Origin of the sequence: Planotetraspora sp. GP83, from assembly GCF_041262585.1 — a bacterium.
Lineage (GTDB): Bacteria > Actinomycetota > Actinomycetes > Streptosporangiales > Streptosporangiaceae > JAOEGB01.
In genome coordinates this window covers 89,003-109,057 of record NZ_JBGCBZ010000016.1, presented here as the reverse complement: position 1 = coordinate 109,057, position 20,055 = coordinate 89,003, and the positions used below count along the sequence as shown (strand labels likewise).

At 69.6% G+C, this 20,055-nt stretch carries 20 protein-coding genes; 8 read left to right on the top strand and 12 right to left on the bottom strand.

The genetic code is table 11. The features are described 5' to 3' along the window. Positions 1–31: 31 nt before the first annotated feature. The 4 genes from ABH927_RS22370 to ABH927_RS22355 all read left to right on the top strand — a co-directional run bounded on the left by ABH927_RS22370 (position 32) and on the right by ABH927_RS22355 (position 2,508). A complete protein-coding gene (locus ABH927_RS22370; protein ID WP_370024214.1) occupies positions 32–637 on the top strand; it encodes a TetR/AcrR family transcriptional regulator in 606 nt (201 codons plus the stop codon). A gap of 92 nt (positions 638–729) precedes the next feature. Then, on the top strand, positions 730–1,071 hold the full coding sequence (locus tag ABH927_RS22365; protein ID WP_370024213.1) for an STAS domain-containing protein: 342 nt from the start codon (positions 730–732) through the stop codon (positions 1,069–1,071). 133 nt (positions 1,072–1,204) lie between these two features. Beyond that, the gene (locus ABH927_RS22360) at positions 1,205–2,044 is read left to right on the top strand and encodes an alpha/beta fold hydrolase (RefSeq protein ID WP_370024212.1); all 840 of its coding nucleotides are present in this window, start codon (positions 1,205–1,207) and stop codon (positions 2,042–2,044) included. After that, positions 2,044–2,508 carry a DUF1348 family protein gene (locus ABH927_RS22355; protein ID WP_370024211.1) on the top strand — a complete coding sequence of 155 codons (465 nt, stop codon included), beginning with the start codon at positions 2,044–2,046 and terminating at the stop codon, positions 2,506–2,508. Before ABH927_RS22360 ends, ABH927_RS22355 begins: the two co-directional genes overlap by 1 nt. A 50-nt stretch (positions 2,509–2,558) precedes the next feature. On the opposite strand, the gene ABH927_RS22350 is transcribed toward ABH927_RS22355, so the two are convergent. After that, positions 2,559–3,107: an RICIN domain-containing protein gene (locus ABH927_RS22350; RefSeq protein WP_370024210.1), complete on the bottom strand. Its 549-nt coding sequence runs from the start codon at positions 3,105–3,107 to the stop codon at positions 2,559–2,561. Positions 3,108–3,274: 167 nt separating this feature from the next. Continuing rightward, on the bottom strand, positions 3,275–3,787 hold the full coding sequence (locus ABH927_RS22345; protein WP_370024209.1) for a GyrI-like domain-containing protein: 513 nt from the start codon (positions 3,785–3,787) through the stop codon (positions 3,275–3,277). Positions 3,788–4,093: 306 nt separating this feature from the next. Between ABH927_RS22345 and ABH927_RS22340 the strand changes: the two genes are divergently transcribed. Together ABH927_RS22340 and ABH927_RS22335 are read left to right on the top strand one after the other, a co-directional pair. Further along, the gene (locus ABH927_RS22340; RefSeq protein ID WP_370024208.1) at positions 4,094–6,388 is read left to right on the top strand and encodes a carbohydrate-binding protein; all 2,295 of its coding nucleotides are present in this window, start codon (positions 4,094–4,096) and stop codon (positions 6,386–6,388) included. Positions 6,389–6,563: 175 nt separating this feature from the next. Beyond that, positions 6,564–7,850, top strand: a complete 1,287-nt coding sequence (locus ABH927_RS22335; RefSeq protein WP_370024207.1) for a PucR family transcriptional regulator — start codon at positions 6,564–6,566, stop codon at positions 7,848–7,850. Positions 7,851–7,897: 47 nt separating this feature from the next. Here the strand turns inward: ABH927_RS22335 and ABH927_RS22330 are convergent, their stop codons facing one another. The 4 genes from ABH927_RS22330 to ABH927_RS22315 all read right to left on the bottom strand — a co-directional run bounded on the left by ABH927_RS22330 (position 7,898) and on the right by ABH927_RS22315 (position 11,901). Beyond that, the gene (locus ABH927_RS22330; protein WP_370024206.1) at positions 7,898–9,382 is read right to left on the bottom strand and encodes a glycoside hydrolase family 130 protein; all 1,485 of its coding nucleotides are present in this window, start codon (positions 9,380–9,382) and stop codon (positions 7,898–7,900) included. Then, positions 9,379–10,383, bottom strand: a complete 1,005-nt coding sequence (locus tag ABH927_RS22325; protein ID WP_370024205.1) for a glycosyltransferase — start codon at positions 10,381–10,383, stop codon at positions 9,379–9,381. Before ABH927_RS22325 ends, ABH927_RS22330 begins: the two co-directional genes overlap by 4 nt. A 23-nt stretch (positions 10,384–10,406) precedes the next feature. Next, positions 10,407–11,567 carry a glycosyltransferase gene (locus tag ABH927_RS22320; RefSeq protein WP_370024204.1) on the bottom strand — a complete coding sequence of 387 codons (1,161 nt, stop codon included), beginning with the start codon at positions 11,565–11,567 and terminating at the stop codon, positions 10,407–10,409. A 121-nt stretch (positions 11,568–11,688) separates the two neighbouring features. Next, entirely contained in the window at positions 11,689–11,901 is a 213-nt protein-coding gene (locus tag ABH927_RS22315) for a hypothetical protein (RefSeq protein ID WP_370024203.1), read from the bottom strand. Between the two features lie 239 nt (positions 11,902–12,140). On the opposite strand from ABH927_RS22315, the gene ABH927_RS22310 reads away from it, so the two are divergent. Further along, positions 12,141–12,539: an STAS domain-containing protein gene (locus ABH927_RS22310; RefSeq protein WP_370024202.1), complete on the top strand. Its 399-nt coding sequence runs from the start codon at positions 12,141–12,143 to the stop codon at positions 12,537–12,539. 23 nt (positions 12,540–12,562) lie between these two features. Here the strand turns inward: ABH927_RS22310 and ABH927_RS22305 are convergent, their stop codons facing one another. The 6 genes from ABH927_RS22305 to ABH927_RS22280 form a co-directional block, all read right to left on the bottom strand. Beyond that, complete coding sequence (locus ABH927_RS22305; RefSeq protein ID WP_370024201.1) at positions 12,563–12,913, bottom strand: STAS domain-containing protein; 351 nt, start codon at positions 12,911–12,913, stop codon at positions 12,563–12,565. A gap of 188 nt (positions 12,914–13,101) precedes the next feature. Further along, positions 13,102–14,019 (bottom strand): LysR family transcriptional regulator, encoded by a 918-nt coding sequence (locus tag ABH927_RS22300; protein ID WP_370024200.1) that lies wholly within the window; start codon positions 14,017–14,019, stop codon positions 13,102–13,104. A gap of 107 nt (positions 14,020–14,126) precedes the next feature. Further along, on the bottom strand, positions 14,127–15,134 hold the full coding sequence (locus tag ABH927_RS22295) for an acyl-CoA desaturase (protein ID WP_370024199.1): 1,008 nt from the start codon (positions 15,132–15,134) through the stop codon (positions 14,127–14,129). Between the two features lie 31 nt (positions 15,135–15,165). Further along, positions 15,166–15,459: a UBP-type zinc finger domain-containing protein gene (locus ABH927_RS22290; protein ID WP_370024198.1), complete on the bottom strand. Its 294-nt coding sequence runs from the start codon at positions 15,457–15,459 to the stop codon at positions 15,166–15,168. Positions 15,460–15,685: 226 nt separating this feature from the next. Further along, positions 15,686–18,811 carry a BTAD domain-containing putative transcriptional regulator gene (locus tag ABH927_RS22285; RefSeq protein WP_370024197.1) on the bottom strand — a complete coding sequence of 1,042 codons (3,126 nt, stop codon included), beginning with the start codon at positions 18,809–18,811 and terminating at the stop codon, positions 15,686–15,688. Between the two features lie 372 nt (positions 18,812–19,183). Continuing rightward, positions 19,184–19,372 (bottom strand): hypothetical protein, encoded by a 189-nt coding sequence (locus tag ABH927_RS22280; RefSeq protein ID WP_370024196.1) that lies wholly within the window; start codon positions 19,370–19,372, stop codon positions 19,184–19,186. 340 nt (positions 19,373–19,712) lie between these two features. On the opposite strand from ABH927_RS22280, the gene ABH927_RS22275 reads away from it, so the two are divergent. After that, positions 19,713–20,051, top strand: a complete 339-nt coding sequence (locus ABH927_RS22275; RefSeq protein ID WP_370024195.1) for a hydroxyisourate hydrolase — start codon at positions 19,713–19,715, stop codon at positions 20,049–20,051. The last annotated feature ends 4 nt before the right edge of the window (positions 20,052–20,055 follow it).

The following is a 20,055-nucleotide window of genomic DNA, read 5'->3' as shown; positions in this document are numbered from 1 at the left end:
ACTGATGGTCCGATTGTCTACGGATGGATTCATGAGCGAGCACCGCGTGGAACGCGCCGAACGTGCCGACGCGACGCGTAATCGCCGGGCGATCCTGAGGGTGACCGAGCGTCTCCTGGATGAGCACGGGTTCGACCATGTGTCGCTCGACAAGGTCGCGGCCGAGGCCGGGGTGGGGAAGGGGACGATCTTCCGCCGCTTCGGCAACCGCACCGGCCTCATGCGGGCGCTGCTGGAGGAACGCGCGGTGCTGCTGCGCGAGGCCATCACGTCGGGCCCTCCGCCGCTCGGGCCGGGCGCGCCGCCGGAGGAGCGGTTGCTCGCCTTCCTCGACGCGCTGGCCGACCTCGCGACCCGCAACGTCGCGCTGCTGGCCGCCCACGAGCGGGCCTGTGCCGAGGACAAGTACGCCGACCCGATCTACCTGCTCTGGCACGGCCACGTGACGGCCTTGCTGGCGGCGGCACGTCCCGATCTCGACGCCGAGTTCCTGGGGCACACGCTGCTCGCGATGTTCGACGCCGACCTGGTCAGGCACATCACGAGCAACGGCGGGGCGGCCCGCCTCACGGACTCGTTGCGCGCGCTCGCCTCCGGCCTGCTGGCGACACCCGCGCCCTCGCCACGGCCGAGATGACGGCTGCCCTGAGGACGAAAACGGTCCAGGCGTATCGAGCGGCGATGCGGTGGGTGTACCTTCTCTACAGATCTTCGGACGAGGATGGAGAGATGCCCACGAGACTCGCTGTCACGGTAAGCCAGGAGGCGGCCGACACCGTGGTGACGCTCGCGGGAGAGCTGGACATCATCTCCGCCGGCCGGTTGAGCGAAGCTCTCTCCGAGGAGATGGAGGCCGGGCACGCGCGGCTCATCGTCGAGGTCGAGCAGCTCACGTTCTGCGACTCCATGGGCGTCAGGCTTCTCGTGGAGTTCCTCCGCCGCACGTCGGAGGCGGGTGGCTATCTCAAGCTCGCCGGTGTCCGGGGCCCGCTGAGGCGGCTGCTGGAGGTCCTCGGCCTTGACGACGCCTTCCCCATCTACGAATCGGTGGCCGACGCCCTGCAGTCCTGACGGCTCCCGGGTCGCGCGGCCAGTGACGACACGCTCACTGTGAGGGTTCTGACGCATTCCTTACCGTCACCGGGGATTTCCGCGAGGTGATAGGTGGGATGAACCGCCGGACCGATCACCACGGGGGGGGCACATGCCGTACGTCACTGTCGGTACGGAAAACTCCGGCGATATCGAGATTTACTACGAAGATCATGGCGAAGGGCAGCCGGTCGTCCTGATCCACGGATTTCCGTTGAGCGGTCATTCCTGGGAGAAGCAGGTCCTGGTGCTGCTCGACGCCGGATACCGCGTAATCACCTACGACCGCCGGGGATTCGGCGACTCCAGCCAACCGGCCGTGGGTTACGACTACGACACCTTCGCCGCCGACCTGAACGCCCTGATGGAAGAACTCGACCTACGTGACACGGTGCTGACGGGGTTCTCCATGGGCACCGGCGAGGTGACCCGATACCTGGCCAACCACGGCTCCGGCAGGGTGAGCAAGGCGGCCCTGCTCGCGCCGGTGCCACCGTACCTGCTGAAGACCGACGACAACCCGGAGGGCGTCGACAAGGGTGTGTTCGACGGCATCCAGCAGGCGATCGTCGCCGATCGGCCGGCTTACCTGAAGTCGTTCCTCGACGACTTCTACAACGTCGACAAGCTTCTCGGCAGCCGTATCAGCAACGAGGCGTGGCAGCTGAGCTGGAACGTCGCCGTGGGCGCGTCGGCGAAGGGCACGCTCGACTGTGTCCAGGCGTGGCTGACCGACTTCCGCGGCGACCTGGCCAGGAACGACGTGCCGACGCTGGTCGTGCAGGGAGACGAGGACCGCATCCTGCCCATCGACTCCACCGGCAGGCGGCTGCCCTCGCTGATTCGGAACGTGAAATACGTGGAGATTCCGGGGGGCCCGCACAACATCGCGTGGACCCATCACGAAGAGGTCAACCACGCCCTTCTCGACTTCCTGAGGGAGAGCGCCTGATGTCCCGTCCTCCGTACCCTCCGTTCACCAGAGAATCCGCCATCGAAAAGGTCCGTCTGGCGGAGGACGCATGGAACACGCGCGACCCGGAAAAGGTCGCCCAGGGCTACACGGTCGACTGCCGCTGGCGCAACCGCGCCGAGTTCGTCAACGGGCGCGACGAGATCATCGAGTTTCTCCGGCGGAAATGGACGAGAGAGCTGGACTACCGGCTCATCAAAGAGCTGTGGGCATTCACCGGCAACCGCATCGCCGTACGCTTCGCGTACGAATCCCACGACGACTCGGGAAACTGGTATCGCTCCTACGGCAACGAGAACTGGGAGTTCGACGAGCAGGGCGTCATGGTCGTCAGGTGGGCGTGCATCAACGACCTGCCGATCAAAGAATCCGAGCGGAAACATCACTGGCCGCTGGGACGCCGCCCGGACGACCACCCGGGCCTCAGCGATCTCGGTTTCTAACGGCCGGGCCGGGTCGATATCTCACCAGGCCCGGCCGTCACGTCACGCCACTAGGAGATGTTCCAGCGCTGGTTCCAGTCTCCGCTGCAACTCCAGACCTGGAGCAGCGCGCCGTCGGCGTAGTTGACGTCCGTGACGTCGAGGCAACGCCCGCTCTCAATATTGACGAGCTCGACCCAGTTGTTCCCCGACTGAACCGGCCTCGCTATCCAGCGCTGGTTGGCGGTGTGTCTGCAGTCCCATTGCTGCACGCGGGTGCCGTTCCCCACCGGCCCATCGGTCGCCATGTCGAGGCACTTTTGGGAGAGCTTGTTCTTCAACTCGTAGTAGTAATAGTTTCCATACGTGCCTATCCGCTCGATGGTCCACAGCTGGTTGTCGGTCCGGTTCAGCTGCCACAGCTGAGCCCGAGCCCCGTTCGCCGTGGACTTGTCCTTGATGTCGAGCACCTTCGGACCGATGGACCCGTTCGGCCCCAGCACGCTGATCCAGGTGGTGATCGGGTAGGTCGTGGCGTTCGCGGGTGCGGGGCCGGCGAACACGGTCGCCAACGCGACGAGGCCGGCAGCCGCAATCGCGAAGAACTTCCTGGTACGCATGAATCTCCTTCTCCTACCGGCGTCGGGGCATGCGGCCTGGCGCCGATCCCCGTTCCCCCGGACGAAGCCGGGAATGGCTCGCGCTGAGCATCGGACACGTCGGTATAGGTGAGGTTATAGACCCTGCTGGAAGCCCTTCGGCGCCCGCGGAACGGCCGCGGTCCGGGTCAGTCGGCCAGCCGGAATGCCAGTTCCGTCTCCCAATTGTTCATGTCGGGCTCCACGCGGGGATCGGTCTTGTACAGCTCAAGGCGGCAGCCCCACTTCTCGCCGTCGCGCGTTTCCGTCACATCCCATCGCAGGCCGCGCTTCGCCGCCCAGTCCAGCAATGCGGCGGTGGCGTCGAGAAGCCCGCTCGGATGGCCTACGTGGGTGACGGTCGCGTATCGGCCCGCGGGCAGGACGCCGGAGAGAAGCTCGTCGGCGTCCTGCGCGATGTCGGCGGCCTCGGCGACGGCCGCGACCGGTACGCCGGCCTCGATCTCCAGCCGCCCCTTCATGTCGATCAGGTTGTACTTGAAGAACGGCGCTCCCGCCGGTTCGACCCCGTGCGCGCCGACCCGGCCGAAGACCTCCGGGAGACGGTCGGCTATCTCGGCGATCGTCCGCATGGTCACCACGCCTCTGATCGCCACGTAGGGCTGCTCGGCGCGTTCCACGATTTGCGGCTCTGTCGGCATGTGCGTCCTCGTGACCGTGTCGTCGTTCAGAGATGTCGTCTCGTTCTGGGATGTGGCGATCCTGCCACCTGTGCGGTGCCGTACGCGTGATTTCGGAGCCCGTACGTCCGGCCCCTCGTCCCTCGTGGCGCCCTCATCAGCCGCTGAGCTGGGTGAACCCCGGGATCGAGACGGTGCGGCGGGAGGCGGTCGATGTGCGCCGAGGGTGATTGTTAGAAAACTTTCCTATCAAACCTTGACTTCCGGGGGCCTCCGGCTTGACCCTGCATTAACGCTGGTTGATCCTCGCCCCCCGGAGGTCCCCCCATGAGTCGGCGTGCGCTTGGCGCAACCCTGACGGCTGCCTGTCTGATCCTGTTATCGGTCTTCGCCGCCCTGCTGAGCGGCACACCCGCCTACGCGGCCACGACGCGGCAGACCTTCCTGACGTTCTACGGCTGGTACGACAACACGCCGCCCGGCGGCGACATCTCCTACCCCCAGATCCACAGCACCGCGGGGGGCAAGGGCACGTATTCGGACCCGATCACTTTCGCGACCTCGACCGCTGAGGCCCCGGCGGGCACCAAGATCTACGTCCCCCGTGTGAAGAAGTACTTCATCATGGAGGACGGCTGCCAGGAGTGCGGCGAGGACTGGAGCGGCAACGGCCCCAACGGCGGCCCGGGGCTGTACCACTTCGACCTCTGGCTGGGTGGCAAGGGCGGCAACGCGATGGACGCGATCGACTGCGAGGACGCGCTCACGCACTACAACTCGAACGGCACGCCGACGATGGAGCCCGTCATCGTCAACCCGGGATCGAGCGAGGTGGTCGACTCCACGCCGATCTTCAACACCTCGACCGGTGAGTGCTACGGCGGCGCCCAGCCGAACAAGTGGGTCGGTGAGTGGAAGAACGCCAGCACCGGCACCTGCATAGACGACCCCAACAACAGCTCCAGCACGGGCACCGCGCTCAAGCTGGCGGCGTGCAGCGGGGCGGCGAACCAGCGGTTCACCTTCCACGGCGCCTTCCTGGTGATCAACAACCTGTGCGCCGGGATGAGCGGCGGCAACATCGTCCTGCAAACCTGTACCGCCGGGCCGGCCCAGCAGTGGTCAATCAACCCCGACGGCACGATCACCGACATCCAGACCGGTCAGAAGTGCATCCGGGCGTCGGGCACCAGCGTGGTCGCGGGCAGCTGCTCGGGCACGTCCGCCCAGTGGATCTTCCCGCCGGAGGTCGGCAGCAACGACTTCTCGGTCTCGGTGAGCCCCACCTCGGGCACGGTCGACGCGGGCTCCTCCGCGACGGCCACCGTGAGCACCGCTGTCACGGCCGGTAGCGCGCAGTCGGTCACACTGTCGGCCTCCGGCCTGCCGTCCGGCGCGTCGGCCTCCTTCAGCCCGGCCTCGGTGAACGCGGGCGCGAGCTCCACGGTCACGATCACGACCTCCTCCTCGACGCCGGGCGGCACCTACCCGGTGACGATCAAGGGCACGGGCGGCTCGGGCACGCACACGGCCACCTACTCGCTCACGGTGAACGGCCAGCCCGGCTCGGCGACCGACTACCAGGCCGAGGACGGTGTCCTGTCCGCGGCCGGCGTGTTCAGCAACCACCTCGGCTACACCGGCACCGGCTTCGTCGACTACGTCAACGCGGCCGGTGGCTACATCCAGTTCTCGGTGAACGCCACCGCGGCCGGCGCGGCCACGGTGACGATCCGGTACGCCAACGGCGCGACGGACACCAGGCCTCTGGACGTCTCCGTGAACGGCGCGGTCGCGGCGAGCGGCGTGGCCTTCCCCCCCACCACGAACTGGGACACCTGGGTCACCAAGTCGGTGACGGTCAACCTCGCCGCCGGCGCCAACACGATCCGGCTGACCGGGCCCGGCGCGACCGGCGGCCCGAACGTCGACAAGATCACGGTTGAGCAGCGGATCATCGACACCGCTCCGCCCTCGGTTCCGGGCAACCTGCACGTCACCGGCACCACCTCCTCCAGCGTGTCGCTGGCGTGGGACGCCTCGACCGACGACACCGGCGTGACCGGCTACCAGGTCTACAACGGCGCGTCGCCGGCGACCACGGTGAGCGGGACCACGGCGACCGTGACCGGCCTCACGCCGAGCACGTCGTACACCTTCACCGTGAAGGCCAAGGACGCGGCGGGCAACCTCTCCGGGGCTTCCGGCCCCGCCACCGCGACCACGGGCGCGGTGGCCACGCCCAAGGACTACCAGGCCGAGGACGGTGTCCTGTCCGCGGCGGGCGTGTTCACCAACCACCTCGGGTACACCGGCACCGGGTTCGTCGACTACGTCAACGCCCCCGGCGGTTACATCGAGCTGACGGTGAACGCGGACTCGGCCGGCGCGACCCCGCTGACCATCCGGTACTCCAACGGCACGACGACGGCCCGTCCGCTGGACGTCTCGGTGAACGGCACGGTCGCCGCCAGCGGCGTGTCGTTCGGCGCCACCACGAACTGGGACACCTGGGTCACCAAGTCGGTGACGGTGAACCTCGTGGCGGGCACCAACACCATCCGGCTCACCGGTAACGGCTCGACCGGTGGCCCGAACGTCGACAAGATCACTATCGGCTAGCGAATCTCCCCAGCCGGGGCCCGTCCCTCCTGCCCCCACGGGAGGGATGGGCCCTATCCATGTCGTCCAGCGGTGTGTGACACGGCTCTCACCGCCGGCAAGCCGCTGGAAGAGGGAGACACGTGGGCGAGACGACACGTCTGATGCCTCCCGGCGAGCGGCGTACTCTGGGGCGATGCGGTGGAACGGTGACATACGCCCTGGTCCGGGGATCATGCTCGAAGATCTGGTGGCCTCGGTGGGGGCCGTCCTGAACGTCCGCCTGGCCGACATCACAGGCGATCTCCTGCTCCGGCTGTCCACCGAGATCGAGCAACTGGCCGGCGACGACCGGCTCGTCCAGCTCATGTCCGCCGGCATCGAGGGGAACGTCGAGACGATCGTTCACATCCTGCGGCACGGCATCGACGTGGAGCGCACCGAGGCTCCGCCGGCGGCGGTCGAGTACGCGCGGCGGCTCGCCCAGCGCGGTGTCCCGGTCGACGCGCTGGTCCGGTGCTACCGGCTGGGACAGGACAGCTTCCTGCGGTGGTGCCTGGAGGAGCTCAGCCGCCAGAGCGACGACGCCGAAGCCGTCTCGTCCGCCGCGCTGCGCATCGTCGCCGTCACGTCCGCCTACATCGACCGGGTCTCCCAGACGGTCGTCGCGGTCTACGAGCACGAGCGCGATCTGTGGCTGCTCAGCCGCGGGGCCTCACGGTCGGCCCGGATCAGGGACCTGATCGAGGGCAAGGCCGTTGACGTCGCCTCCGCCGAGGGCACGCTCGGCTACCGCCTCCGCCAGCATCACCTCGGTCTCGTCGTCTGGGCGGAACGCGACGATCCCGCCGAGGACCGGCTCGCCGCCCTGGAGCGTTCCGTCCTGGCGCTCGCCGAGAGCCTTGGCTGCGCCGCCCGCCCTCTCTTCGCACCGTGCGACGAGCTCAGCGCGTGGGCCTGGCTGCCCATGGGGCCACGCCGTACGGTCGACTCGGCCGTGATCTCCACGCTGGTCGGCGGATGGGAGCGGCCGGCCAGGGTGGCCGTGGGGGAGCCGCACAGCGGCGTGGCCGGGTTCCGCCGCACCCACCGGCAGGCCGTACAGGCGCAGGCGGTCGCGCTGGCGGGCCGCGCCCCCGCGCCGTCCTGCATCGCGTTCGGCGAGGTCGGCCCGGTCGCCCTCATGTGCTCCGACATGGACGCGACCCGCGAGTGGGTCGAGGAGGCCCTCGGCGCCCTGGCGATCGACGACGACGCCCACGCGCGCCTGCGGGAGACGCTGCGCGCGTTCCTCGCGTCGGAGGGAAGCTACGTCGCGGCCGCCGAGCGGCTGGGCGTCCATCGGAACACGGTGGTGTACCGCCTGCGCAGGGCTGCCGAGGAGCGGGGGCGGCCACTCCGGGACGACCGGTTGGGGCTGGAGACCGCACTGGCCGTGTGCCACTGGCTGGGCGCGGCCGTGCTCGTACCACCACGGAGATAACCCGAATAGCTCGGGCGGCCGCCCCAGATGGCTCTCCACGCCCGCGATCACCCGGCTCCTCCAGGTTGGCGCATCGCTTCCATGAGCGTGGCGAGGGCCACGTGGGCGAATCCGATCCGGGCGTCGCTCGCGCCGTACGGCAGCCACAGGGCGCCCCCGTGCAGCAGGCCCCCACAGGAGTACACGACGTTGGGCACGTAGCCCTCGCGTTCGGCGTCGCTGGGAGTGAGCAGCGCGCCGGGGAGCTCGGCGATGACGCGCTGCGGCTCGTGGAGGTCGAGCAGCAGGGCGCCGATGGCGTAGCGGCGCATCGGGCCGACACCGTGGGTCAGGACCAGCCAGCCGGACTCTGTCTCCAGGGGGGAGCCGCAGTTGCCGACCTGGATCAGCTCCCAGCCCTTGTGGGGAGTGTGGAGCGGCACTGGCTGTTGCCATCTGTTGTGCCTGTCGAGGGAGGTCAGCCCGGTGGTCTCGCCGTCCGAGCGGCACAGCGCGAGTTGCCGGCCACCCACCGGGCGAGGGAACAGCGCCATTCCCTTGTTGGCCGCGGCCGGTCCGCGCAGGGGAGTGACCTCGAAACGGCGCAGGTCGTCGCTGGCGAGCAGGTGGGAGCGGATGCGCCGCCCGTTGTAGGCGGTGTAGGTGGCCCGGTAGGACGGTGTGCCGTCTCCGCGGAGGACCCTCACGAAACGGGCGTCTTCCATCCCGTTACTCTCGGCCGACGTGGCCGGCCACAGCACCCGGCGGTCGAGGGGGACGTCGACAGGGAAGTCCGCGGCGTAGTCGGAGGCCGTTGTGCGGCGCAGTTCCTCCAGGGTTCTGTGCGTGGTGGTGCGGGTGAGCAGGTCGGCGGGGAGCCGGGCGATGGCCTGCTCTAAGTCGTCGTCGTCGAAACGCTCTGGGAGGGATCCCAGCACGGTGGCGGAGACCTCGTTGTCCCATCCCTCGTCGGAGAGGCCCGCGGCGAGCAGGTCGCGAAGGTGGTGGGTGCCACGCCGGCGGCCGACGGACAGCGGCCCCGAGCGGTCGGAGATGGCGATGTCGGTGCCCGGTCCGAGCAGCGCCGTGGCGAAGCCGATCGACGACAGGTGGCCCTCGCCGATCTGCCGCACGCTGAGCACCACACGGAGCTGCCCGGGGTTCAGGCCGGACTGGTCGGGGTGAGGGACCATCGAGGGATTGCACAGCGCGGCGGCCTCCACGGCGTACTCGTGGCTGAAGTACGCGCCGACGACGAGGCGTCCGGCCGGGGACAGGTCGATGTGGCGGGGGACGCGGTAGCGGACCACGTCGTAGTGGTGGAGGAAGGTCGCCTCCAGGTCGTGGTGCCGGCCGCCGAATCGCCGCAGCGTCTCCTCCAGCAGCGCCCCGGTCTCGTGAGCGTCGAGCAGCGCGATCCGGTCGATCAGGCCGACGGAGCGGGTGTGCGCCACGGCGGCGTCCTCGCCGGGGACGAAGAGTTTGATGATCACTCGTCGTGGGTCGGGGGCGAGCGACAGGTCGAGCCGGGTGGCCAGGTCCGGGGCCGTCACGACAGGCGCCCGGCGTGCTGCATGGTCGAGATGAGGGCGATGGTCGACTCCGCTCCCTGGTTGAGGTTGGGGCCGTGCGCGGTCAGGCCGTCGTAGCCCCCTCCGGTGGCGGGGTCCCACATCGCCGTGCCGCAGTCGTTGGCGCCCTCGAACCACGCCGATGCCTGCCGTACACGTTCCTGCCAGCGTGGGTCGCCCGTGACGGCGGCCGCGGTGGCGCAGGCGTCGGCGAGCGCGGCGACCTCGATCGGCTGCTGGTCGTAGCGGGCGCGTGGCGCGCCCTGCCGCCAACCGGCGGCCGGGACGACCGACAGGTGCCCGCGCCGGGTCTGGATGTCGCCGAGCCAGGCGAGCATCCGCAGGCCGCAGGTGAGCATCGAGGCGTCGTCACTGAGGTGACCGGCGGCGATGACGACCTCGGCGAGGGCGGCGTTGGCGTAGGTCAGCTCTGGTTGCGGCCACGGCCAGTCAGGGTTCTCGGCCGGAACACCGACCGCTGCGGCGGCGTCCACCAGCAAGGTGGCCGCCAGGGTGCTGTCCGTGTGGACGCGCAGGACCTCCGCCGCGCCGAGCCCGGCGAACGCCATGGCGCGAGGGTGAGGGGATCGCCGTGAGGCGCCGAGCGTGAAGACGAGCAGGGCCTCCTCACGGATCCAGGCAGCCGGGCTGCGGGCGGCCGCGGTGCCCAGGCCCCACAGCGCTCGTCCCCACCAGTCGCCCACGCCGGGTCCGTCGGCCCAGCGCCGGTCGTAGGCAAGCCGGTTGCGGAAGGCGCCGGAACCATTTTGGGCATGGGAGAGAAAGGCCAGGTAGCGCTCCGCGAGCCGGAGCACCCGGGGGTCCGGGGCGGGCTCGCGGCTGATGACGACGAGACCGCGGGCGACGTCGTCGGTGCAGTAGCCGTGTGCGCGTCGGACGACCGCGTGCCGGGCGTGCTCGAACAGGCCGGTGTCGTCGCTCATCCGGTACAGGTGCCTGAAATCGGAGGCAGTGGGGATCATGGAGTTCATGGGGTTCGTGGGCTTCATGGCCGTGCCGCGACCACGGCGGGCGCGCGGGCGGCGAGGAGACGTCCGGCCAGGTCGTCGTAGCGCGCCGCCACGGCGGGCCACAGCAGCGCCGGGACCAGGGCGCGGGTGCGGCCGGTGAGGTTTTCCGCCAGGCCGGGTTCGGTGAGGATCCGGCGCACGGCGGCGGCGATCGCCACGGGATCCTCATGGGGGACGAGCAGGCCGGGGCCGCCCGTGAGCAGCTCCACGGCATGGGGGAAGGACGTGGCGACGATCGGGATGCCCGCGGCCACGGCCTCGATGAGGACGCCGGACGTGACCTGCTCTGGGGAGTCGTACGGCAGCACGACCACGTTCGCCGAGCGGATGAGCGCGCTCAGCGAGGCGTTGTCACGGTAGACGGGGTCGTATCGGACGGAGGTGGACACGCCGAGCTTCGCGCCGATCCGGTGGAGGCGGTTGCGATAGGCCTCTCCGTGGTGCTCCAGCACCTTGGGGTGGGTCTTCCCGGCGACGGTGTACGTAGGTGATGGGGTGAGGTCGCCGAGGAGGGCGAGCGCTCGCAACGCCCATTCGATCCCCTTGCCGGGGCCGAGCAGCCCCCAGGTGAGCAGGTGGGGCCGGAGGCGACGCCGAGCCGGGACACGCGCGTGGTCGGCCGCCCCGTGCGGGATGACGGACACCTTGCCGGGGTTGACGTGGTAGCCGGTGAGCAGCCGGTCGCGGGCGGTGCCGGTCATGGTGACGACCGCGTCGGCGGCGGCCGTGATCTGCTGAAGCAGCCTCCGCTGCCGAGGAGTGGGACCGGTCAGGACGGTGTGCAGGACCACGATGCTCGGCACGGTGAGACCGCGCAGCAGCGGCAGGACGTCCTCGCCGTCCTGGCCGGGGTAGATGCCGTACTCGTGCTGGACGATGGCGACGTCGAAGTCGTCGAGCGCGGCCGCCGCCGCCTTCCAGCCGTCCGGCCTGCCCGGGCTCCAGGTGTGCACGACCCCGGGAGCCGGGCGCTCGTCGTCGCCTTCCGCGGTGACCCGGACGATCCCGCCGCCCATGTCCCCGTTGGTGAGATGGGCGGCCAGGGCGGAATTGAAGGTGGCGAGTCCGCACTGCGTGGGCGGGTGGGTGCTGAGGAAGCCGTATGCGCGGGTCAACTTGCCCTGCTTTCCGGTCATCGGCCCGCTCTTGCCAGCGGATGCGAGCCTCACGCGGTGAAGACATCCATCGGCCAGCGTGTGTGACGAATGGAGCCGAGCCTGAACCGGGGCTTTCCTGTGTGGGTTCCCTTACCGGGGATCAGTGGCGGTCGTGTCTGGCGCCGTGCCGGTGGCGCGTCGGCTCCGGTTCGTCGCCGCGTGCGAGAGTCAGTCGCACCCGCTGCCGGGCTTGATGCTCCCAGAGACCGGTCACCTTGCCCCGACCGGCGGAGGATCCCCCGACGTCTCTCGTGAACTCGCGGCCGTCCTGCTCCTGGAACCGGATCGGCCTGGTGTTGTCCGTACGGCTCATCGCGCACCTCCTGGTGTGCTAGCCCTCCTTGACCATACGCCTGCGCAGACCGGCCGGGCATAGCCGGCACCGGGCGATACCGGTCATCTGCAACAGAGATGAGCCGGGCTGAGGTTGGCCGTTTCGCTACGCGGCCAACCAGTGCACGATCACCTCGTCGCACCAGTTCGATGGCAAGATGCCTCCGTGCCGTACGGATCCTGCGGCCCATCCTGTACAGCGAGCCCGTAGAAGTGGGCATGGACATGACGGACTTCACAGCCTCCACCCTTGAGATCGGCAAGGGAGGCCTCAGCATCACCTGCCTCGGAGTCGGCGGGGGCCTGCGGATCGAGGGCCATGTCGACGGCACCACCGCGCCCCTTCTCGCCCAGGCGCTTGCCTCGGCGATGAATGGCCGCGACGACACCTACGCCGACCTCGGCGGCGTGCGCTTCATCGACGTCGGCGGATTACGCGCGCTTGCCGTCGCCGCCGCCCGGCTTCAAGGGGGCCTGACGCTGCTTTCGGTGCCGCCGCACGTCCTCCGCCTGCTGAGCCTCACCGGCTGGGACCGCGCGCCCGGCCTGCGCCTGGACGGTCAGGTGAGCGAAGACCCGGCCGGCCGGCCTCAATCGGATGCCGAACCCGCCGGCTAGGGAGCGCTCCGTGGCGGGTGGGATCAGGAGCCGACGAGCTCCGGTTCCGCCTGCCGTGCGGCGAGCAGATCGAGGCTCACGGCGAAGGTCCCGGACAGCCCGCTGGCCTTCAGCAGCCAGCGCATCGACTGCGTCGGGGCGAGCAGGCGCAGCGTCCCGCCGTGGAGCATCGCCGTGCGCCTGATGAAGACCAGGACTCCCAGGCCGCTCTCGTCCATGAAGGTGACCCCAGACAGGTCGACGAGAATCCGGCGTCCGGGCCGGTCCAAAGCGGCCAGCAGGTGTTCACGCAACTTGTACGTCGTGAAGATGTCGACGTCTCCGGAGACGCTGACGACGGTCCAGTCGGAAAGAACGCGCGTTTTCAGGTCCATGCGGACCTCCAATCGATGGACGCGGCCGGCGGTTCGCGGGCATTCGCGTCCGTGAATGTTCAGGGTCGTTCCACGTGGGGTGGCCCTGCCACCAGTTAAGCCGATCCTTGCGAGAGGGGAAACAATCAATACGGGAAAGGCTCATCACCGTAGCTGATGAGCCTCCACGATGCCGGCCTTCTGGCAGGTCAGTCGACAGGCAGGTCTGCGGTCTCCAGCCATCCGAGCCGCTCGGCGAGGTGCCTGGCGCTCTCGATCACGGCCGCGACGTGAGGCGACGGATCGCCGGATCGCCACAGGAGCGACCAGGGATAGCGCGCCGCCGGTTCGATCAGCGGCCGCCAGGCGGTACCGGGCCGGTTGGACGTGCGGGACGAGGAGGGAACGCACAGGACGCACCGTCCCTGCAGCACGAGGTCGGCCGCGGCGCGGGTGCTCTCGACCGTGCCCTCGTAGATTGTGGGCGCGAATCCCACTGAACGGCACAGCTCGACGACGAACTGGTTGAACTCCGGCGCCCGGGTGTCCTCGCCGAGCAGCAGCGCCTCGCCCGCGAGCGAGGCCACGGGCACGCCGTCCTGTGCGGCGAAGCGGTGGCTTTCCGGGACCAGCACGCCCAGTGGATCGAGCCGGACGAGTTCGGAGGCCACACCCGGCGGGGTCAGGGACGCGCGCCCGATGCCGATGTCCAGGCGGCCGTCGGCGAGCTGCCGGTACTGCTCGGGCGTGCCGATCTCCACCTGGTGGATCGTCAGGTCCGGATGGCGCCGCTGGACGGCGCGAAGGATCTGTGGCATCGAGTCGTAGCCGCCGTCGATGATGCCCGCCCGGAGAGTGGGCGCGGAAGCGGCGGCGTTTCTGGCCGCCTGCGTCGCCCGGCCGATGTGGTCGAGGATCTGGCGTGCCTCGACCAGGAACGCGACGCCTGCCGCGGTGAGCTCCACGTGGTGGGTGCTGCGGTTCAGGAGCCGCACCTTGAGTTCCCGCTCGAGTCGCTGCACCTGCTGGCTCAGCGCGGACTGCACGATGTGCTCGCGCGCCGCCGCTCGCCCGAAATGCAGCTCCTCGGCCAAGGTGACGAAGTAGCGAAGTTGACGCACCTCCACGTCCGCCACCCCCCTTCCAGCCGGGAGCGCCGATGCGGATCCTCCTTCACCCTACGCGCTGACGCGCGTGGTCGGCCTGGCTGCGGTGTTTGGGGGCGGCCAGCCGGTCAGGCCGGCGTGCGCGCGCCTCCCGGGGCGTCGGCCTCGTGACGGCGGCGCTGTTCCACGCGGCCGGGGTCGGGCCAGCGGACGTCGGTCACCCAGCCCAGCCGTTCGAACAGGCTGATCAGCCCAGCGGATATGTCTGTCTCGTGCGGGCCGAGGCCGTGTCTCGCGCACGTCGGATCGCTGTGGTGGCCGTTGTGCCAGCTCTCGCCGAACGACGGCAACGCCAGCGGCCACAGGTTGGTGGACCGGTCATGGCGACGGGTCGTGAAGGGCCTGCTGCCGATCACATGGCAGAGAGAGTTGACGCTCCAGGTCACATGCTGCAGCAGGAAGACCCGGATCAGCCCCGCCCACAGGAACGCGGTCAGCCCGCCGTACAGGCCGCCGCTGATCGCCCACCCGGCGAGGAACGGCAACGCGAGCGAGAGCGCGCACAGGGCCGGAAAGGCCCGCGCCACCCTGACCAGCGCCGGATCGGCGAGCACGTCGCGGGCGTAGCGGTCGGCCGGGGTGGGATCGTTGCGGAACAGCCAGCCCAGGTGGGAATGGGCGAGCCCGCGCAGTTGCCCGCGCAGGCTCGTGCCGTAGCGGTAGGGGGAATGCGGATCGCCAGGGCGGTCGGTGAAGGCGTGGTGGCGGCGGTGGACCGCCACCCAGTCGAGGACGTTGCCCTGGAAGCTCATCGACCCGGCCACGGCCAACGCCACCCGCAACCACGGCCGAGCGGCGAAGGACCCGTGGGTGAGGAGCCGGTGAAAGCCGACTGTGACCCCGAAGCCCGTTACGAGGTAGAGGAGGACGGCCAGCACCAGATCGGTGACCGTGACACCGTGCCCCCACGCGAGCCAGATGGCGAAGCCCAGCGCCACGAACGGCAGCAGGACGATCGACCCTGTCAAGCCCACCTGGATTCTGGTTGCCGGCCCCGGCCCCGGCTTCGGGGTCGCGGTCCGGGGGAAGGGGGACACGCCGTCATAGCCGTCCACCTTCCTTTCGGAAGTGATCATTGTGCTCCTTCGTCGTGTCGCGCCCTCCGGCTCACACGGTTCGCTCGTGGACGTAGCACCATCGCCACGGAGAATCGGCGCCGAGCGCGGCGGCTACCGGATGATCGGTTTCCTCGTAGTGCTCCCGCGCGTGGCCGCCCGGTGAGTCGTCGGAGCAGGCCACCCCGCCGCACGTCAGGCAGGCCAGGAGGCGGGCCCAGCTCAAGCCGAGTGCCAGGCACCGAGCGCATTCCGGCGAGCCGGGCTCAGCGGAGGGGACGGTGACGAAGTGGCTGCAACGCGGCGTCTGACCGTTCAGACCGCTGCCGGAGCCGGTCATGCCCATGCCTGCACGCCTGGGACCATCACGCCCCCCGAGAACGCCGGCGCGAGGTGCGCCGGCTGATCTCAGTTGACGTGACGGACGAGTCGCGGGGAAAGGACCGATCCCAGCAAGCCTCATCATCGGCTCTGATAGCCGGGAATCGATCACAGATGGTCGGGCGGCACGCGAGCGACGCCGACCGGCGTGGGGCGCCTTCGGGTGCCCCCTGGCTTCGGCGGCAGCCGGGTCACACGGACGGGTCGGAGACGGTGGCGTACTCCGGGCGTCTGTCGCGGGTGTGGAGCTCGGCCAGTTGTTCACGCAGGTAGCCGCCGGCGCGCCGGTCGAGCCGGTCGGCCAGTTCGAGCGTCTTGGACAGCGCGTCGCCGGCCGCGTCGGCGTCTCCGACGGCCTGCAACGCGTCGCTCAGCAGGATGAGGGTCTCCGCTTCGCGGAGCGGGATCCGCATCCCGTGGAAGAGGCCGACCGCCCGCCGGAGGTGGCCCGTGGCCTCGGCGGGGTCGCCGGTCGCGATGGCAAGCTCCCCCAGCCCGGCCAGCACGCACGCCTCCGCGAGCCGGTGGCGGGAGGTGTAGGCCACGTTGAGAGCGCGCCGCAGCGAGCCGGCGGACTCCGCGTGCTTGCCCTGCCGCAGCCGCGCGATGCCGAGGCCGTGCAGGGCGAACGCCTCGCCGGTCGTGTCGCCGATCTCCTGCACGACCGTCAGCGCCTCCTCGAACGCGCCCGCCGACAGGGCGAACTCGCGCGACTGGAGGTGGGCCTGGCCCATGCGGTGCAGGACCTGGGCCGTCACCCGCCGGTCGCCGCCGGCCTTGCTGCGCATCAGGGCCTCGGCGAGCAGCATCTTGGCGCCGTCGATGTCGTCGCAGTCGAGCCGTACCTGCGCGAGGTTGTGCAGGGTGTGGGCGGCGGAGGCGTGGTCGCCGGTGGCGCGGAAGATCTCCAGCGACCGCTCGTAGTGGCTGACCGCGCTCTCGAACCTGCCGTTCATGCGTTCGAGGAGTGCGATGCTGCGGATGGCCAGGGCGATCCGCAGATCGTCCCCGACCTCCTGGAACAGCTCGACGGCCGCCTCGAACTCGCGCCGCGCGTCGTCGAACCGCTGCTCGCTCAGGGACAGCGAGCCGATCCGGTACAGCATCTCGGCCTGGCCGCGCCTGTCGCCCGCCCTCCTGGTGGCCTCCAGGGCGATCTCGTTGGTCTCCCGCCAGTCGTCGAGGTAGACCCGCGACTCGAAGTACATCGCGGCGTTCACCGCGAGCCCCCAGCACACCTGCACGAAGCCCGCCTGCGCCGCCTGGCGGATGCCGGCGATGAGGATGTGGCGCTCGCGCTCGAACCAGGCGATCGGCTTGGTGACCAGCCGTTCGATGAGCTCCTGCGGCAGCGACCAGGGGCTGGTCGCCTTCTGGTGGATCGTGGCGTCCGGGCCGTACTCGCGGATCCTGGCCGCGTCGGTCAGGGAGAGCAGCGCCCCGAGTACGCGGGCCAGCGCGGCGGTGCGCTCGGCGGCGGGCTCCTCGGCGGCGAGGCGTTCCCGCGCGAACACGCGGATGAGGTCGTGGAAGCGATACTGCGCGTGCACGTGGCGGCCCGTGCCGGTGACCTCGACGAGCTGGGCGTCGGCCAGGTCGTCGAGGAGGTCCTGCGCGTCGGCGAGCGGCCTGTTCAGCAAGGCCGCGCTGGTCCATGCCGAGAAGACATGGGAGTCGAGAATCGCGAGCCGCCGGAAGAGCCGCCGCGCCTCCTCGCTGATGCCGTCGTAGGTCAGCGACAGGCTGGCCCTTATGCCCATCTCGCCGTGCATCAGCTCGTCGAGCCTGCGGGTCTCGTCCCTGAGCCGGTCCACGAGCTGCTCGACGCTCCAGTGGGGACGTGCCGCGAGGCGCGCGCCCGCGATGCGCAGCGCCAGTGGAAGATGCCCGCACAGGTCGGCGAGCGCCGCGGCCGAGTCGGCCTCGGCCCGCACCCGCTCGGTCCCGGCGATGTGCGCGAGCAGGTCCAGCGAGTGGGCCGAGTCGAACAGTCCCACGTCCACGTGGGTCGCCCCGGCCAGCCCCGCGAGCCGGCTGCGGCTGGTGACGATGACGGCGGAGGCGGGGTTGCCCGGTAACAGCGGCAGGACCTGGCTCTCGCTCGCCGCGTCGTCCAGCACGATGAGCATCCGCCGGTCGGCCAGCAGCATGCGGTAGGTCTCCGCGCGCTCCTCCACGCCGTCGGGGAGCGTGGTCCCGGGCACGCCGAGCGCGCGCAGGAAGCGTTCGAGCACCTGCATCGGGCTGAGCGGGCGCGAGACCCCGCCGTGCAGGTCGGCGTACAGCTGGCCGTCGGGGAAGTGCTCGGCCACGCTGTGCGCCGCGTGCACCGCGATGGTGGTCTTGCCGATCCCGGCCTTGCCGACGATCGCGATGATGGGTACGGCGAAGCGGGCGGCGCCGTCGGAGGCGACCGTGAGCCGCTGCCGGATGTGGTCGACCTGGTTCTGCCGGCCGATGAAGTCGGCGATCCCGGCGGGGAGCATTCCTGGGACGGCGGGGAGCTCGACGCCGCCCGTGGACGGATTACCGGCGTGGCCCGCCTGCACGGGCTGCTGCGGCGGGTCGAGCCGCTCGTCGCAGGTGAGGATCGCGGACTCGAGCTGCTGCAACCGCTCGTTGGGCTCTATCCCCAGCTCGTCGATCATCCTGCGCCGGGCGTCGCGGTAGACCTGGAGGGACTCGGCCTGGCGTCCGGAACGGTAGAGCGCGGTCATGAGCTGGCCGAGGAGCCGCTCACGCAGCGGGTGCTCCTCCACGAGCTTGGTGAGCTCGCCCACGAGTTCGTGGTGCCTGCCCAGGTCGAGTTCGAGCTGGATGCAGTCCTCGTTCGCGGTGATCCGCTCCTCGGCGAGCCGGCCGGCCGCCGACTGCACCAGCCTGCTCCCTATGCCCTCCAGGACCGGCCCGCGCCACAGCGCGAGCGCGTCGCGGTAGTGCTTGACGGCCTCGTCGTAGCCCCGGTTGTCGCGGGATTGCCGGGCCTGCTGCACGAGGCTCTGGAAGCGGTGGGCGTCGATCTGCTCGTCGTCGGCGCGCAGCGCGTAGCCCTGCGACCTGGTCACTATCACGTCGCCGTCGCCGTTGTTGTGCGCGGCGAACAGCCGTCTCAGCACGGAGATGCAGATCTGCACCTGTGCCCGGGATGTGGTGGGCGGGTCGTCGCCGTAGACGGCCTCCATGAGCCGCCCGATGGCCACGGGCCGGTTGGCGTTGAGGAGCAGCACTGCGAGGACAGTCTGCTGACGAATGCCTCCCAGATCGAGGCGGCGACCCCCCGCTGTAACTTCGAGAGCCCCCAGAACGCGAAACTCCACGCTCATCTCCTTGATGAAACTTCTGTCCTCGTGCCCGGTGAAGGATTCACACCTCCCCACGCGGGAAGCGCAACACGTGAAGTCTCATGTATGACAGCCTTTTCGATCTCCGGTCGTGTATGTAAAATGCTGTCAACCGATAGCGAAAACCCAAGGCGGCTGTGCCCGTGCGCGGCACCCCTTTCGACGCCTTGGTTACCCTCGTGCAGTCTGTCCGATTGTGTCTGGATCGTACAGCGCTAGGCGATCCATGGCTAGAAGGACCTCCGGCGGTCGGGTGAACCTCGTTGTCAAGTTCCGGACCACGTGGAAAGGCCGGAGACATCGTTGTCTCCGGCCGTTAAGTCGTGGTCGTCGCGCGGATTCGGTCAGTCATCCCCAGGGGTTGTTGTGCGGGACGGGCGGCGGCGGGGGGGTCGGAGTGGGCGTCCTCGCCCCGGTCCCATCCGCGTATGCGGTTGAGGTCCCCGTGGCGATCCCGGTCGTGGCCACGGCGCCCGTGAGAGCGATGACGACCGAGACGCCGAGTCGCGCGACCTTCTTGTTCATCCTGGCACTCATCTGCCTACCTCCACTTATTGGCGCCGGCGTCGCGCGGCGCTTCAGTTGACCGCTGCTCACGCTCACACGGGCCGCCATCCGGCCCATATCGGATCGCTTCCGGTGGCATATCAATGCAGCTCAGGGCTCTTTCTGGCGGGCGGCGGAGCGTGTCACGGGGCGAGACTGGAGATTGTGAGGCCGGCCTGTCCCCCGTCCCGCCGCGCCGCGGGGCGGGATGGCACGCTCCGGCCGATAGCGGACGGAAACCACATCGATAGCGCCATGGACCAGCCTGGACCGAGCCCTGGCGCCTGGGCGCCGGGCAGCCGCGACGGACCCGCGAACAGGTGACGGTGATATGGGGATTGCTGTGCAGGCGCTGGACGGTGTGTACGGCCGACCGGCCGCCAGCGTGCGGGTGCGGCTTGAGCACGCCGACAACGGCCAGTGGAACGCCGAGGACAAGGCGGAGACCGATCAGGAAGGACGGGTGCGGGAGTGGTGCGGTCGCAGGTTCGAGCGCGGGCTGTACCGCATCATATTCGAAAGTGACCGATACTTTGTCGGTCTCGGGCTCAGCGCCGCCTATCCGGAGATCGTCGTCATGTTCCGCATGCAGGACGAGACAGATTTGTACCAAATTCAACTTTTGCTCTCGACATATTGCTATTCGGCCTATTTCGGTTCGCCCAGTTGACGGT